Origin of the sequence: Stenotrophomonas riyadhensis (assembly GCF_040256885.1) — a bacterium.
Taxonomy (GTDB): Bacteria; Pseudomonadota; Gammaproteobacteria; order Xanthomonadales; family Xanthomonadaceae; genus Stenotrophomonas; species Stenotrophomonas riyadhensis.
In genome coordinates, this window is sequence record NZ_CP155568.1 from 82213 (window position 1) to 97962 (window position 15750).

The 15750-nt window shown below is 68.3% G+C and carries 12 protein-coding genes; 6 read left to right on the forward strand and 6 right to left on the reverse strand.

The window, feature by feature from the left end:
* Positions 1–96: 96 nt before the first annotated feature.
* Both SriyCCGPB3_RS00340 and SriyCCGPB3_RS00345 read right to left on the reverse strand, forming a co-directional pair.
* Positions 97–1164 (reverse strand): serine hydrolase domain-containing protein, encoded by a 1068-nt coding sequence (locus SriyCCGPB3_RS00340; protein WP_110714234.1) that lies wholly within the window; start codon positions 1162–1164, stop codon positions 97–99.
* A 145-nt stretch (positions 1165–1309) separates the two neighbouring features.
* Positions 1310–2257 carry a helix-turn-helix transcriptional regulator gene (locus tag SriyCCGPB3_RS00345; RefSeq protein WP_110710663.1) on the reverse strand — a complete coding sequence of 316 codons (948 nt, stop codon included), beginning with the start codon at positions 2255–2257 and terminating at the stop codon, positions 1310–1312.
* A gap of 127 nt (positions 2258–2384) precedes the next feature.
* On the opposite strand from SriyCCGPB3_RS00345, the gene SriyCCGPB3_RS00350 reads away from it, so the two are divergent.
* The 5 genes from SriyCCGPB3_RS00350 (at position 2385) to SriyCCGPB3_RS00370 (ending at position 8743) form a co-directional block, all read left to right on the forward strand.
* Complete coding sequence (locus SriyCCGPB3_RS00350) at positions 2385–2777, forward strand: hypothetical protein (protein ID WP_239496512.1); 393 nt, start codon at positions 2385–2387, stop codon at positions 2775–2777.
* Positions 2767–3987, forward strand: a complete 1221-nt coding sequence (locus tag SriyCCGPB3_RS00355) for an MFS transporter (RefSeq protein ID WP_110710664.1) — start codon at positions 2767–2769, stop codon at positions 3985–3987. Before SriyCCGPB3_RS00350 ends, SriyCCGPB3_RS00355 begins: the two co-directional genes overlap by 11 nt.
* A 17-nt stretch (positions 3988–4004) precedes the next feature.
* Entirely contained in the window at positions 4005–6260 is a 2256-nt protein-coding gene (locus SriyCCGPB3_RS00360) for a TonB-dependent receptor (RefSeq protein ID WP_350259725.1), read from the forward strand.
* A gap of 107 nt (positions 6261–6367) precedes the next feature.
* Positions 6368–6754, forward strand: a complete 387-nt coding sequence (locus SriyCCGPB3_RS00365) for a BlaI/MecI/CopY family transcriptional regulator (RefSeq protein ID WP_180855496.1) — start codon at positions 6368–6370, stop codon at positions 6752–6754.
* 3 nt (positions 6755–6757) lie between these two features.
* Positions 6758–8743 (forward strand): M56 family metallopeptidase, encoded by a 1986-nt coding sequence (locus SriyCCGPB3_RS00370; RefSeq protein ID WP_197611612.1) that lies wholly within the window; start codon positions 6758–6760, stop codon positions 8741–8743.
* A gap of 67 nt (positions 8744–8810) precedes the next feature.
* Here the strand turns inward: SriyCCGPB3_RS00370 and SriyCCGPB3_RS00375 are convergent, their stop codons facing one another.
* The 3 genes from SriyCCGPB3_RS00375 to SriyCCGPB3_RS00385 all read right to left on the reverse strand — a co-directional run bounded on the left by SriyCCGPB3_RS00375 (position 8811) and on the right by SriyCCGPB3_RS00385 (position 12694).
* Entirely contained in the window at positions 8811–9125 is a 315-nt protein-coding gene (locus tag SriyCCGPB3_RS00375; protein WP_153856681.1) for an I78 family peptidase inhibitor, read from the reverse strand.
* A gap of 66 nt (positions 9126–9191) precedes the next feature.
* Positions 9192–10208 carry a ribonuclease H-like domain-containing protein gene (locus SriyCCGPB3_RS00380; RefSeq protein ID WP_180846539.1) on the reverse strand — a complete coding sequence of 339 codons (1017 nt, stop codon included), beginning with the start codon at positions 10206–10208 and terminating at the stop codon, positions 9192–9194.
* On the reverse strand, positions 10205–12694 hold the full coding sequence (locus tag SriyCCGPB3_RS00385; protein WP_180859378.1) for a DEAD/DEAH box helicase: 2490 nt from the start codon (positions 12692–12694) through the stop codon (positions 10205–10207). Before SriyCCGPB3_RS00385 ends, SriyCCGPB3_RS00380 begins: the two co-directional genes overlap by 4 nt.
* Before the next feature lie 212 nt (positions 12695–12906).
* On the opposite strand from SriyCCGPB3_RS00385, the gene SriyCCGPB3_RS00390 reads away from it, so the two are divergent.
* Entirely contained in the window at positions 12907–13425 is a 519-nt protein-coding gene (locus SriyCCGPB3_RS00390; protein ID WP_153856683.1) for a hypothetical protein, read from the forward strand.
* A gap of 9 nt (positions 13426–13434) precedes the next feature.
* Here the strand turns inward: SriyCCGPB3_RS00390 and SriyCCGPB3_RS00395 are convergent, their stop codons facing one another.
* The gene (locus SriyCCGPB3_RS00395) at positions 13435–15567 is read right to left on the reverse strand and encodes an IgaA/UmoB family intracellular growth attenuator (protein WP_153856684.1); all 2133 of its coding nucleotides are present in this window, start codon (positions 15565–15567) and stop codon (positions 13435–13437) included.
* Positions 15568–15750: the final 183 nt, after the last annotated feature.

Genomic DNA, 15750 nt, shown 5'->3' on the forward strand with positions numbered 1-15750 from the left:
GTGGTGGCGGAATGAATACCGCCAACAGCATAGGTGGAGACACTGAAGAAGCGGCGTGTGCGGCCCCCGGTAGTGCCGGCCGCTGGCCGGCAGCGCTCAGAGCGCTGTTTCAGCAGTCGCGTAGAAGTCGGCAATGCGTGGAATGAACAGCTGCGGATTGGCGCCGACCAGATTGGTCAGCACCACCACCGCGACGTCGCGGTCGGGGTACACGACGAAGGCCGAGCGCGCGCCGCCGATACCGGCCACCTGCAGGTCGGGCGATGCGCGCAGCACCGGCCAGCCGCCCGCCCATGGTCCAGCACGGCCATCGGTGAGGCGCTCTGCGGTCCACATCCTCTTCCGAGGTGCATCCCGAAGCAGGCGCCCTTCGGTCAGCGCGACCAGCCAGCGCGCGGTGTCGTCGGCGGTGGTGAGGATGCCGCCGCCAGCCCACAGGCTCGGCGGCATGTCGTAGAACCAATGCGACAGGCGCGGCGGCATGTCGGCCGCATCGGTGGCGCGCGGAGCCAGGCTGTACATCGTCGCCACATCCGGAATCAGGTCATAGCTGTCGCCGAAGGTGGTGCGGGCCATGCGCGCGCTGCCGAACTGACCGCTGGCGAGGAAGCGTTCGTAGGACATGCCCGATTGCTGCGCGATGATCCGTGCCAGCAGCACATAGTTGGTCTGGTTGTAGGCAAAGCGCTGCCCGGGCGCTGCTTCGATGGGGCGCGCGGTGACTGCCGTCCATGCCTGCGCTTCGGAGCCCCCTCCCAGCAGTCCGCCTGCATCCAGGATGTCCGGCAGTCCCGAGGTGTGTGCCAGCAACTGACGCACGCGCACCTCCCTCCATGTGGCCGGAAGATCATCCAGGTAACGCGAGGCGGGCGCGTCCAGATCCAGTTGCCCCTGTTGTGCCAGCTGCGCGGCAGCCACGCCGGTGAACGCCTTGGTGGCCGAATTGAGCGGGAAGCGGGTGTCGCGCGAGGCAAGCACACCGTTCTCGACATTGGCCAGGCCATAGGCTTCGGAGAGCACGATCTGCCCTTGCTTGACCACGGCGACCTGCAGCCCGGGAATGCGCTGCTCCAGCATGATCTGGCGGATCAGGCGGCGGGTCTGGTCGTTGGCCTGGTCCTGGCTGGCGGAGATGGCGGCGAAGGGCAGGGCACTGATGAGCATGAGCACGACTCGAAGCGTTGGGCGGAACATGCGGAATTCCGGCGGGGGCGTCGAGGATCGGATGCAGCGGGTGCGTAAAAGGTTTAAGCAGTACCTGCGCTGCGAGGCAGGTACTGGTTGTGTGCGCGGGGCGTGCCTGCTGCGGCTAGCGGATCCGGGAAGGAGACCTTCCGAACTGCCGCTTGAACGCGGCACTGAAGCTGCTGGTATGGGCGTACCCGGCCAGGCTGGCCGCCACGTCCACTGACACCCGTCGTTGCAGCAGGGCATCGTGTGCCCGTTGCAGGCGCAGAGCACGCAGCCAGGCGGCGATGCTGCTGCCGTGCAGCTGCTGGAAGGTGCTTTGCAGGTCGACGGCGTTCGTACCCAGCCTGCGCGCCATCTGGTTGATGGTCAGGCCATCGGCCTCGCCGCTCTGCAGCCACTGTTGCAACTGGTCCACGCAACGCCGCAGATGCGCGCTGGGGGCAGGCGCCTCGCGTTCGGCGATCACGGATCGAACCACGCTGGCCGCGACTTCCAGCGCAAAGCTCTCGCGTTGCAGGCTGGCCAGCAGAGGCGGCTCCGCCGTTTCCGCCCCGAACAACGCTGCGGCCCGCCGCAGCAGTGGCGCAGGCGGTTGCCACGCCTGGTTGCGTGCGTGGCTCAGTCGCAGGCGGGTGAGTCCGGCCGATGCAATGCCATCGAGCTGGCGCGACAACCAGTCCTGGCCGAGGTGCAGGCTGACCTTGGTTTCCTCACGACCCGCCTGCCAATGGCGCTGGAACGCTTCCTCCTCACGAAGGTGGACCAGCATCGCCGGGCTCCCGTCCCGGCGGCTGTCCATCTGCAAGCGCTGGTTGGCGATGACCACTTCGGCCTGCCCCTGCAGCAGGAAACTGGCGGTGATACCCGCAGGCAGGCAGTTCTGGCTGCGGCCGCCGACCATGTCCTGGCTGCGGCTGAGGTAGAGCACCAGGCCGCTGTCCATCGACTGCACCTGCTGCCAGCCGGCCAGCACCGGCAGCGCATCGGGGAGGCCCGATTCAAAGTCGACCCGGCCGCCCAGCGCGTGGGCGGCGCTCATCAGTTCGGCGCAGGAATAGACCTGCATGCAAGGCACCCGCGAATGCTGTCGTGCCTAAATTTTCTTTTGTCGCGCCTAAACTTTCAATGGTATTGCAAATTATTCTCATTTGCGGGGGCTCGCTGCCCCTTTCCCCTGTTCAGCAAGAAGGTCGATGGCGATGGGTCTGGTGATCAACGAGGCGGTGGTGCTGCGTGCCGTCTTCCATGGCGCGGTGGATGCGCACCAGATCCGGTACTGGCTGGACCGCGTGCAGGCGCTGATCGATGCCCACCGCCCCTTCTACTTCGTTGCCAGCACCGCGCCCGGTGCCACCTTCTGCGACGACTACCGTGCCCTGCAGGCGGTCTGGTACAAGCGGTACAAGGCCGCCTTCCGGCAGTACTGCCGGGGCCTGGTGCGCATCGCCAGCGATGCCGCCGAGCAGCAGCGGCTGGACACTCCGGCGCTGCATGCGGCCTGGGCCGTGCCGTACTTCGTCACCGCCGATGCCGGCGCGGGCATGCGCTGGATTGGCGAGCACCTGGAGCAGGCTGATGCGCACTGAGCGCGCCGCCGCTTCGCCGTTCGGCCTGGGCGTGATCGTCGCGCTGTACATGGCGCATGCCTTGCCCCTGTATTTCTACAACGTGGCGGTGCCGGCCATCCTGCGCAGCCAGGGCGTGGATCTGCGCTGGATCGGCATGTTGTCGCTGCTTTACCTGCCGTGGGCGCTGAAGTTCCTGTGGGCGCCGCTGGTGGACCGCTGGCATCTGCCGGCCCTCGGTCGCCGCCGCAGCTGGCTGTGGCTGACCCAGCTGTTGCTGCTGGCCGGCATCCTGGTGCTGGCGTTCACCGGCCTGGATCATGGCCTGGTCGTGTTCGTGCTGGTCGGCATGTGGATCTCGACCATTGCCGCCACCCAGGACATCGCCATCGACGGCTATACCGTGGAGGCGCTGGCGCCGGCCGAGCACCGGCTGGGCAGCATGGCGCAGAGCGTGGGCGTGGCCCTGGGCAGCATGATCGGTGGCGCCGGTGTGCTGTGGCTGTATGAAACCCGCGGCTGGAGCGTGGCCCTGCTGAGCCTGGCGGCAATGAGCGCACTGACCCTGCTGGCAGTGCAGCAGATCAACGAAACGCCGGCCAGGCCCGACGCGCCGCAGCCGAGCATCCTGCGTGCGCTGCGTCGTCGCGAACTGCGCTGGGCGCTGCTGCTGATCGTGCTGTATCGGTTGGTGGAAGCACCCGCAATGGCGATGATCAATCCGCTGCTGGTCGACCAGCAGTTCAGCCTGACCGAGATCGGGCTGCTGATCTCGGTGGGTGGTGCCGGTACCGGCATGCTGGCTGCGGTGGCCGCCGCCTGGCTGCTCAAGCAGCGCCGGGCCGAGCAGTTGCTGATGCACGCTGGCTGGTGGCGCACCGTGTTGTATGTACTGCTGGCGTTGATGCTTTACAGCGGTGCGATGGCGACGTCACGGTGGGGCCTGGGCGCGCTGGTGATCGCGCTGCTGGCGCTGCGCTATGTGGCGATGACCAGCCTGTATGCCCTGTTCATGCGGGTCAGTTCGCGTGCCCAGGCCGGCACTGATTTCACCCTGCTCGTGTGCTTCGAACTGCTGGTCAATTTCATCGGCGGCGCGTTGTCCGGCTTCCTCGCCAAGGGCCTGGGCTACCCCATCTACTACATCGCGCTGGCGGCAGTTTCGGCGCTCGGGTTGCTGCTGTGCCGGCCGCTGATGCGCCGCTTCGCAGCGCCTATCGATTCCCCCTGATACGCAACGAGGACACCATGCGGCAGACCGCAGCAACCCTTCCGCTGGCGATGCTGGCGTTGGCCATCAGTGGCCAGCTGGCGGCGCAGAATACGTCCGCTACGGCTGGCACCCGGCAACTGGATGCGGTGAGTGTCACCGCCGTGCGAGGCGCACGCAGCGTAGCCGAGATCGCCGGCACCGTGTATGCCATCGAGCGTGAGCAGATTGCCCAGCAGATCACCGCCGGGCGCAGCACCGCCGACATCCTCGGCCAGCTGGTGCCGTCGCTGGCGCCGGCCAGCGGGACCACCAGCAACTACGGCATGACCATGCGTGGCCGCAGCGTGCAGGTGATGATCGATGGCGTGCCGTTGACCGGCGCACGCGATGGGTCGCGCCAGCTCAACAGCATCTCGCCGACCATGATCGAGCGCATCGAGGTGATCTCCGGCGCCACCGCGCTGTATGGCGCCGGTGCCAGTGGCGGCATCATCAACATCATCACCCTGCAGCCCGGCGATCAGCCGGTCCAGCTGGCAAGCCAGTTCGGCCTGCGCAGTCCCTCGCATCTGTCCAGTGACACGCTGGCCTGGAACGCAGCGCAGACCATGACCGTGCGCGGCGATCAGTTCAGTGGCGCGTTCGGCTTCGCCTATGGCCGGCAGGGCGCATCGCTGGATGCGCATGGCCGCCGTATCGGTCCGGAGATCGCGCAGACCGATCGGCAGGACACCGAGACCCGCGAACTCAATGCGCGCTTTGACTGGACCCCGACGGACAGCCAGCAGTTGAGCGTGGGCGTGCGCTGGTTCGACGATCAGCAGGACAGTGATCATGGCCCCGACTATGGCCCGCGCCTGACTGCGCTGTTCAACCCAGCATTCACGCCCAGCCACCAGGCGCTGCCCGGCCTGCTGCTGGAGGCGCAGCCGCGTACCCGGCACCAGGGAGTGAATGCGCAGTACCGCAACCGCGATGTACTGGGCGGGCAGGAACTGAGCGTGGAAGCCTATTACCGCAACGAGCAGGGCCGCTGGTTCCCGTCGGTGTCGACGCTGGTGCACCCGGCACTGCGCGGTGGCTTCGCCTATGTGGCGATGCAGTCCAATACCGATATCGATGTGTGGGGCCTGCGCACCGCGCTGCACAAGGGCTTCGACGTGGCGGGCCGCAGCCTGCAGCTGTCGTACGGCGTGGACCACGAGCGCGAGCAGGACAGCCAGCGCGGGCAGATGTATGACATCAACCGCTTCATCGCCAGCAACGGTCTCGATTACCAGCCCACCGCGCAGTACGCGATGGGGCCGGACGTGCGCGTGGATACCACCGGCCTGTTCCTGCAGGCCGACCATTCGCTGAGTGAGCGCTTCAGCATGCAGGCCGGCCTGCGCCACCAGATCCTGCGCAACCGCGTAGAAGACTCGCTTCCCTACACCGAAGCGATCACGGCCGACGCCGTTGCGGGGTACACGCCGCACCTGCTGCGGGGCGGCCGCGTGCGCCACTCGCAGACCCTGTTTAATGCCGGCGTGGTGTACCGGCTGGATGCATCGCAACAGCTGTTCGCCAACGTCTCGCAGGGCTTCAGCCTGCCGGACACCCAGCGCATGCTGCGCGATGTACCGGCAAGCTTCGTCATCGACAGCCGCAACGTCGGCCCGATCAAGGTCGACAGCTATGAGCTGGGCTGGCGCCGCAGCGATGCATCGCTGCAGAGCGCGGTGACCGCGTTCTACAACCGCTCGGACAAGACCGTGCAGTTCAACCGCGACTACAGCGTGTCGGTGGCCGACACTGATGAGCGCGTGTGGGGCGTGGAGGCCAACCTGCGCTACACGCCGACGGCGCAGCTGGAGCTGGGCGCAAGCCTTGCCAGCACCCGGGGCCAGTACCGCGATGCTGCCGGGCGTTGGCGTGAGCTCAATGCGTTCCGCGTTTCACCCTTGAAGGCGGGTGTGCATGGGCAGTGGCGCTTCGCCAATGACAGCCTGCTGCGCTTGCAGGGACAAGTGGTGGGCGGGACCGATCGTGCCTCGCGCGATGCGCCGCTCGCAGCGATCAGTCCCAGCATCCGCGCTACCCCGGCGGCGAAGATCCACGGCTATGCGGTGTTCGACCTGATCGGCGAACTGCCGCTGGCAGGCGGCCGCTTCAGCGCGGGCATCTACAACCTGGCTGATCGTGACTACCGCACGGTCTATGGCCAGCAGGCCGAGGCGACCTACGGAAAGATGTCCAGCCTGCCGGCGGCAGGGCGGACCTTCTCGATCGGGTATCGGGTGGAGTACTGAGCCGGGCGGCGTCCCCCGACCGTTCGTCGGCCCATGACTTCCGGGGGGTTGACTACAGTTGTCGTCACGCAGAAAGTGGCGACACGTGTAGTCAAGGGAGTGGTGTCATGCGTGGCAAGACGATCGGGGACCAGGAGCTGGCCCTGCTGCAGTACATCGATGAACATGCGCCGGCCAGCGTCGGCGAGGTTGCCAGCGGCTACGGCGAGGCCCGCGGCCTGGCCCGCTCCACCGTGCTGACGATGATGGAGCGGCTGCGGGCGAAGGGGTATCTTCAGCGCCAGCAGCAGGACGGCGTCTACCGCTACCAGGCCACCCGTGGCCCGGAGAGCGTGCTGCAGGGTGCCGTGGCCCAGTTCGTCGACAACACCCTGCAGGGCTCGGTGTCGCCGTTCGTGGCCTACCTGTCGCAGCGCCAGCAGGTCAGCGACAACGAGCTGGCCGAGCTGGAAGCGCTGGTCGCCCAACTCCAATCGCGTCGCCACGAGGGCTGAGCCATGGACACCACAATGCTGATCCCGTTGCTGGAACGGCTGGGCTGGACCAGCCTGCAGACCGTGCTGCTGGTGGCCCTGGTGTACGGCGTGTGCCGCGCGCTGCCGTCGCTGTCGGCGGCCACCCGCTGCCGCCTGTGGTGGCTGGTGTCGCTGCAGGCCGTGCTCGGCCTGTTCTGGAGCCAGCCTCTGCAGCTGGCCTGGCTGCCGGCACCGCAGGCGGTGGCGATGACCGCCACCGACGTTGCCGCAGATCTGGTCTACCCGCTGGCGCCGGAAGCCTCGGCGCAGCTGCTGGCGACGATGCCGATGCCTGCAGCGGAGGTGCCGGCAGTGGCGTGGTGGGCCGTTGCACTGGCCGCGCTGTGGATGTCTGGCGTGCTGCTGATGGCCCTGCGCACCTTCGGTGAATGGCGCCGCTGCCGCGCGCTGCTGGCCGCCGCCTATCCCTGCGAGGACGAGGCGCTGGTGCAGGCCCTGCAGCTGGCCTCCGATGCGCACGGCGTGCGTCCTGCGCCGCGGTTGTGGATGAGCACGCAGGTGGACGCACCGCAGCTGGTCGGGCCGTTCCGCCCGGTGCTGCTGCTGCCGGCCGGCGACAACGCCCTGCAGGGTGATGCGCTGGACCTGGCACTGACCCACGAACTGCAGCACCTGCAGCGGCGTGACCTGCAGTGGGGCCTGCTGCCCGCACTGGCCCAGCACCTGTTCTTCTTCCACCCGCTGCTGCGTCTGTCGGTGCGCGAATACGCACAGGCCCGCGAGGAAGCGGTGGATGCGGCCGTGGTTGGCCAGCATGGCGCCAGCCGTCAGGCCTATGGCCGGCTGCTGCTGCAGCTGGGCGTGGCACCGCAGCCGCATCTGGGCGTGGCGAGTGCTGCACCGAACACCACCAGCCTCAAGCGCCGCCTGCTCTCGCTGCAGCCGCGCCGGGCCTGCCCGCGCATTCTGGCAATGGCGCTGACCGCCGCCGTGGTGCTGGTGGGCGTGGCGCCGATGCGGCTGGTCGCTGCGCCAGTGCCACCGGCACCGCCTGCGCCTCCGGCGGCACCGAAGGCGGTGGTACCGCCGCCGCCGAAGGCTCCGAAAGCGCCGCCCGCACCGCCTTCGTCCGCGCGCATTCCGGCCGTGCCGGTGGCGCCCGCGCCGCCGGTCGAGCCGGCTGATGTGGAAGAACCGTCCGGTCCTGATGATGCCGACGTGGCCTACCTCGACGATGCCTCTGGCATGGATGAGGACCATGACGGCACGACCACCACCTCCATCACGACCTACGGTCGCCTCGATCTGGGCAAGTCGCCCCGGGAGGCCTTCGTGCTGGTCGATGGCGATTCGACCTTCGCCAACGGCGGCATGGACGACGTGACGGTGGCCCGCAGGCAGCTCGGCAAGGGTCCGGCGCTGTGGTTCCGCCAGGGCGACAAGCGCTACGTGGTGCGTGATCCGATGATGATCCAGACTCTGCAGCGTGCCTACAGCGGCGCGGCCGATCTGGGCCGCCAGCAGAGCGAACTGGGCCGCCAGCAGAGTGCGCTGGGTCGCGAGCAGGGCGAACTCGGCAGGCAGATGGGCGAGATGGGGCGTCTGCAGAGCGAGGAGGCACGCCGCATCGCACTGGCCGCTGCCGAGGCCGCGCGCAGCGCGATGGCCGCGCATGACATCAACCGCGAGGCGGCGGCGGAAGCGGCGAAGGCGGCGCGCGGCGCGACCAGCGATATGGCCGTGGCGCGAGAGGCTGCACGTGAGGCCGCCGCCGAGGCACGTCGTGCGATGCAGGAAGCCCGCAGCGAGGCCGCGCAGTCCGGCCGTACCCGTGACATGCAGCGCCTGGCCAGACAGCAGTCTGAACTGGCCAACCGACAGGCGGCACTGGGCAGCCAACAGGCCGCGTTGGGCGAGCGCCAGGCGCGCGTGCATGCGCAGGCATCGCAGCAGGCACAGCAGGTGATCGCGCGCGCACTGGCCAGCGGCAAGGCCGAGCGACTCTGAGCGGTAGTGCCGGCCGCTGGCTTGCAATGTGGGGTGCCGGCCAGCGGCCGGCACTCCCCTGAGGCGATCAACCGCAGCTGGCGCGTTCGATGCGGTTCTGCGCATCCACCTGCACGGTCACGCGGTCCTGGCGGAAGTCCATGGTCACCGCCATGCCGGGTTTGACCACCCGTGCACCGCGCGCGCCGCTGTCAGCCACCAGTTTCTTGATCGTGGCTTCGTCGGCGGTCTTGCCGGTGAAGGCTTCCAGCGCCTCCGGCCTGCATTCGTGCGCGGCATCGGCCACGGGTGCTGGCGCGGGATCGTGAGAGGTGCTGCTGCCAGCGTGACTGCAGGCGGCCAAGGGCAGGATGGCGAGCAGGACCAGGGGATTGAGGCGCATCGTCGGGCTCCAGGCGTGGATGGTGGCGGCAGTGTCACCGCTGCCACCGTCAGGCCGCGTCAACGCTTACTGCCCAACCAATGCCAGCGTCTCGCGCTCGCGTTGCTCCTCGCGTACCAACCGTTGCAGCAGCAGGGCCAGGGTCACTACGTCCTGGTGGTTGTGGTCGGCTACCCGGCGCAGGTTCACGGCGTCGCCGCCGCGCAGGAAACGCAGCCATGCGCCCGGCGCTTCAGAACCGGGCAGGTCGTCTTCGCGCACCACGCGCAGCAGCTGGCGTTCGATGGTGGACAGCTTGCAGTTCTCCCACGTGCCGCGATAGCGGCGGCGGGTCGGATAGAGCAGGTCGACGTGATCCAGCGCGCTGATCGGGCAACGCTGGCGGGCCAGCCGGTAGCGCGCCTTCAGCAGCGGCGCATCGTAGCTGCGGCCGTTGTAGCTGCAGAACACGGTGGAGGGCTGCAGCCAGCGGGCGAAGGTGGCCAGCATCGCGTCCTCGGCGGCCATCGTCGCCATCAGCAGCTGGCGGATGCGCAGGCCTTCGCCGCGTTGCGGGCACACATGCCAGTCGGCGGCGCCGATCATGAAGGCGCGGGTGCCGGTGCCGCCGGCCAGGCCGGTGGTTTCGGTATCGAAGAACAGCAGGTCGCGCGGGGATACGTGTTCGCCTTCGCGGCGGGCGAAATCCAGCGACAGCGGCTGTGCCGGAATGGGCTGCGGCTGCAGCGATTCGATCAGGAACAGGCCCGGTGCGATCTCCTCACCGGGCAGCTGGCGATCCTGCGCGCTGGCGCGTGCCGGCGCGGCTCCACCCCGCGAACGCAGGCCGAGCAGGCGATGCAGGCTGCCCACTTCCGGCCGACGCAGCGGTGCGGCGGCTGTCACGGGCGCAGCAGCGCCGGTCGGCTTGTGGCGGATCTCCTGCTCGACCCAGGCGAACACCGAACGCTCGGCCGGTGGCTGCTGTGCATCGTTGGCGGCTACCGGGGCCGGCGCTGGCGGCTCGGGCGTCACCGGCGTGACTGCTTTCGGGTCACCGGCCTGCTTCCGCAGCAGGCGCAGCTTGTCCAGGCTCAGGCTCACGGGGCCAGCAGCTCCATCGGGTCGCGCGCGGTCACCACCACGTCGCGTACGTGCTGGCAGGCCTCGGCATCGAACAGATCCAGCACGCGCAGCGCCAGCGCACGCGGCGAGGTGTCCTCCTCTTCCTGCGCGGCCAGCACCGGGCCGACACAGGCCGGGCAACCGGCCTTGCAGTCGCAGCGCTGCACCAGTTCGCGCGCGCGCTGCACCAGCTCGGCCTGGCGCTGCCACAGCGGTTCGCTCAGGCCGACGCCGCCGGGGAAGTTGTCGTACAGATACACGGTGGGCACGAATTCCTGCAGCAGCTCGACGACGCCGGGATCGCCCTCGCTGCCGCGCAGCTGGCCACGGCCGCTCTGGTCGGCGATCGCGAACCAGGAACCATCGCCGTTGCCGACCGACTTCTGCAGGTCGCGCGCATCGGCCATCACCGCCACGGTGGCGACGATGTGCAGCGCATAGGCGGCGCCAAGGAAGCCATCCAGCGCATCCTGCTTGCTGGCGAAGGCGCGCAGCAACAGTGCCTGCGGCAGCTGCCACCACACCGCAGTGGTATGCAGTTCCTGGTCGGGCAGGTTCACCGGCCCGTAGCCGATGTTCTCGTGGGTGTAGTAGCGGATCTTCTTGTAGCCAGCCACGCGGCGTACCACGTGTACTTCGCCATGATGCGAATCACCACGGCCGGCCACGCCGCCGTCGAAGCGGTCCAGTACCTTGAGCTTGGTGAAGTCGATGCTGTCGGTGTAGTAATCCACATGCGTGCGGGTGACATAGGCCTTGCGGCCGTCCCAGTCGAGCGTCTCCACCTGGTACGGGGTGGACTGCACCATGTGGATGGCGCCCTCGTACAGGGTGAGCGCGGCGGCGGAGTAATCCACTTCGGCGATGATCTGCTGGCGGCCATCGCTGCGATCGACCACCACGAAGTTGCCATCGGCCACCGCACGCAGACTGACCGCGTTGGCCGGATAACTGTCGGCGATCCATTCCCAGCGTTCGCCCTCGCGGTGGATCACCTCGGTTTCGGCCAGCGCTTCCAGGAACACTTCCGGGTCGATCGGGCCGAAGCCATCGCCGACCCGGAACGGCAGCTCGAAGGCTGCGCAGCGGATGTGGTCGAACAGGATCAGCGGCTGGTCCGGCGCAATGCGTGCGTGTTCGGGCGAGGCCTCGGCGAAGAAATCCGGATGGCGCACCACGTACTGGTCCAGTGGTTGCGAGCTGGCCACCATCACCCCCAGCGCCGGCTGCTGGCGGCGGCCGGCGCGGCCGAAGCGCTGCCAGGTGGCGGCCACGCTGCCCGGATAACCGTTGAGGATCACCACGTCCAGGCTGCCGATATCCACGCCCAGTTCCAGCGCCGAGGTGCTGACGATGCCGTCGATGGTGCCGGCGCGCATCGCACGCTCGGTCTCGCGGCGCTCGGTGGGCAGATAGCCGCCACGGTAGGCGCGGATGCGCGGCGGCTTGCGCGGGTCGTGGTCGAAGATGTCCTTCAGGTACTTGGTCAGCACCTCGACCATCAAGCGTGTCTGCGCGAACACCAGGGTCTTCAGCCCGGATTTGATCGCAATGCGTGCGATGCGGTTGCTCTGCGAGCGCGCCGAGGCGCGCAGGCCCAGGTCCGGATTGATCACCGGCGGGTTCCACAGCAGCACCTGCTTGGGGCCGCTGGGCGCGCCGGACTCGGTGATGGCGGTGACCGGTGCCTCGATCAGTGCCTCGGCATGCGCCTGCGGGTTGCCGATGGTGGCCGAGCACAGGATGAACTGCGGTTGCACGCCGTAGAACGCGCAGATGCGCTTGAGCCGGCGCAGCACGTTGGTGACGTGGCTGCCGAACACGCCGCGGTAGGTATGCACCTCGTCGATGACGATGTAGCGCAGGTTCTCGAAGAACTGCGCCCACTTGGTGTGATGCGGCAGGATCGCCTGGTGCAGCATGTCCGGGTTGGAGACCACGATGTCGCCGTGCAGGCGGATCGCCTGGCGTGCATCGCCGGGGGTATCGCCATCGAAGGTGAAGGCCTTCACCCCCAGATCGCCGGCGCGGTTGAGCTCCAGCAGCTCGGCCACCTGGTCCTGGGCCAGCGCCTTGGTCGGGAACAGGTACAGCGCCTTGGCCTTGTCCTGCATCGCCGCGCTGACCACCGGCAGGGTGTAGCACAGCGACTTGCCGCTGGCGGTGGGGGTGACGATGGCCACGTGCTCGCCGCGCTGGCTGGCCTCCCAGGCTTCGGCCTGGTGGCTGTAGAGCTGCTCGATGCCCCGCGCCTTCAGCGCGGCAGCCAGGGCCGGCGGAACCGAATCGGGAATGGGCGCATAGCGGCCTTCCCGGCCGGGAAGGGCAAAGCTGCCGGTAATGCGGTCCTGGTAGCGGCGCTGCAGGCGCGCGCTGAGCAGGGCGCCGTCACGGGCGGGCAGGCCATCGCGGGTGGCGAGCTTCTGCTCGGCATCGGCGGTGCGCTTGGCGAGTTCGTAAGCCATGGAAGATGGAGCCGGGACGTTTTACGAGGGGTCACATGGCACCACAAAGACGTCTCAGGATGTGAGACACGATCATGGGATGGAGTGAACCGTTCAGTGCGCGCAGGCCATGTCATCAAAGCATCTCCCCTGGCTGAACAGCCACCGACGCAGCAACGAAATCTGAAGCCTGCATCCGTATCCTTGGGTGCTGGACGCAACCAACAGGGTGGATGGCTGTGGCACGACGTGGAACGCAGGGAGCAGTCCTGGCCGGCATGCTGCTGGCTGGCATCGCGCAGGCACAGCAGTCCACGCCGGTAGTGGTGCCCGACCCGGCGCCCAAGCCTCCTGCAGATGCGCCGGCGGCAACCACCACGCCGGTTTCCACCGCACTGCCGCAGGACAACGTCACCACTCTCGGCGAAGTGCGTGCGCTCAAGCCTGAAGACGAGCCGCTGGACCTGTACCGCTTCAAGAACCCGGTGAAGTTCGGCGACAACCGTTTCAGCCGCGACTGGAGCGAACCGCCGTCGCCGGAGCAGGTCAGCATGAGTGGCGGCTACATCATGATGGGTGTGGTCAAGGGGGTCATGGCGGCCGCCAAGGGCGTGAACAAGCTCACGGGTGGACCTTCGCAGATCCAGGCCGCCGTGGCGCGGCCACCGCCGGAACTCAGTGCGGAGCAGCAGCGGCGCGCGCTGCTGTTCTCCCAGGAACAGAATGCTGGCGACGCGCCGCCGGTGAAGTAGCCGCGCCGCTCAGGCCGGTTGGCCCGGTGCCGGGCGTGACTGCAGGTCGGCGTCCAGCGCGCGTCGCCGGGCGCGGGCGCGCAGGATGCCCCGCGCCAGCAGGGCCGCCTGCACCACGATCAGCGTCAGTGACAGCAGCAGCATCAGGCTGCTGGCCACTGCACGCTGGATGCGGTCATCGGAGGCGCCGGGTTCCACACGCAGGCGCAGACCGCCTGCGTCCTGCCGGGTGGACAGCACGAGCCCCTGCAACGAGAACGGTACAGGGGTTGCGACCACCGCCCCTGCCTCCTGCCAGTGATCGAGCAGGGTGTCGGAACGCACGGGGTCCCGCGGTGCGTGCTGCGCTCCGTCACGCAGGTCATCGGGGGTTTCCAGCACCACGCCGCCGCGCTGCAGGCTGATCAACTGCGGTGTGAGCGCTGCCAATCGGGTGGCGATGGCGGCACCGGCATGCTCGCGGGCGATTCCACGCAGTGCGGCGAGGTCGCTGCCGGTCATGTACATACCGTCCTCGCCCTCCGTGGCCAGCCGGCGCATGTGCTGGGCCAGTTTCGGCCAGTCGTCCAGTGCAGTGTCCTGGCCGTCCACCTCCACCGATGCACCGAGCGCGCGAACGATGGACTGCTGCAACCCTGCGCAGTCACGCAGGCCGACCGCGCAGGCGGCTTCGACCGTATCGATCATGCGGCCGAGCGCCGTCACTATCTGCTGCTCGCCGCGCGCGGCCATCAGCGCCTGCTGATAGGGATCGCTGATCTGCTGCATCATCAGCATGCGCAGCATCGTCGAATAGCCGTCTTTCTGCGCATCGACGAAACTGCCGCGATACAGCGACAGCAGCGGGTCGGGCACCGCCAGCGCAGGCAGCACCACCGTGGTGGCGCCCCAGCGCATCCGCGCGCAGTCCGGAAGCACCACCTCCGTGCCGGTATCGGCCAGCGGGGTCAACGCGAGTTCGCATTGGCCTTCTCCACTGAGCCGCACGCGGTCACCGGGCTGCGGAGGATCCTGCAGCACGCTGTCGGCACGGCTGTCAGTCCGCGTCTGGGTGCCCTGCAGCCCATGCCAGGCCAGGCGGAGGTCGTCGCCGTCACCGGCCAGCAGTGCGGTCACCGCCCCCAGCAGCGCGATCACCAGGAGCAGCAGAGTGCCGCCCCAGCGGATCGGCGGGAAACGGCGCTGTTCATCCACCCGCGACCAGTGCGGGCCGATCGACAGGACGTCGCCGGTGTCCTGGGCGATGTCCAGCTGCACGGTCTGCTGCAGCGGAAGGCGCCCGCACTGCTGCCAGTGCACCGGGACCTGTACCTGCAGGCTGTCGCCGACGAAGAAGCGTTGCAGCCGCAGCGCGGCATTCATCGGATTGGGCATCTCCAGCCGATGCAGGACGCCCTCTACGCGACGGACCCGGCCAGGCCGGATCTTGCGCAGCGGCGGGCGGAGCTGGCACACGATACCGGCCAGGGCCGCCGCAATGGCCAGCAGCATGACCAGCGGCAACGCATCTCCCAGGTCGGCGATGGTGGCCGTCAACAGCAGTGAAAGCGCGACGATCCAGAAGCCAGCGGGCAGCCATCCGAACGCGGGCCGCCGCCGCAGCTGCGCTTCCTCGAAGGTCTCGGCACGCTCTTCCAGTGTCGTGACCGGCTGGGCGGCCAGCGACGGGGGCGCGGGCAGTGGCGGGGCACCAGGCGGGAGCCCGTCGCCGCGGCCGTCGTGCAGGCTGCGGCTGCGTCCTTCGACAACGGAAAAATCATTGAGCCGCACCACGATGGCCTGGCGCTCCGTCAGCACAACGTCGGCGTCGTTGTCCTCGGCCAGGAACAAGGGCGCATCGTAGGGCAGCAGCACGTCCACGCCCCCGAGGGTGTCGTGGAGTGTTTCGACGCCGTTGGCGATGATGCCGTGGCGGCTGAAGCGGCCACGCAGGCGACGCACACCGGTTTCCCACGCGAGGCCGTGGGCGACGCGGAGGGACTCCAGGGCCAGCGCTTCGTCGTCCTGCAGTTCACGGACGACCTGGGTGCGGCGCAGGGCGGCCAGCGCATTCTGGTTGTCCTTGCGCCGCGACTGGTAGTTCAGCCAAGCCACCAGCGCCACGAGCAGCAGGATGATCTTGACGATGATGAAGACGCTCATCGGCGCACCCCGGCCGAAGGCTGACGATACGCGATGGCAGGGGATGGGAATGGGAATGTGCGTGATGCACACGACATCGTGTCGATCATGGCTCCCTCCAATGGAGCTGTCCGTCCGCGTACCAGTCTGCCTTGGGTGGCCGGTACAGGGCAAACCCAGCGGTTCCGGCACTGCCCGATCCGG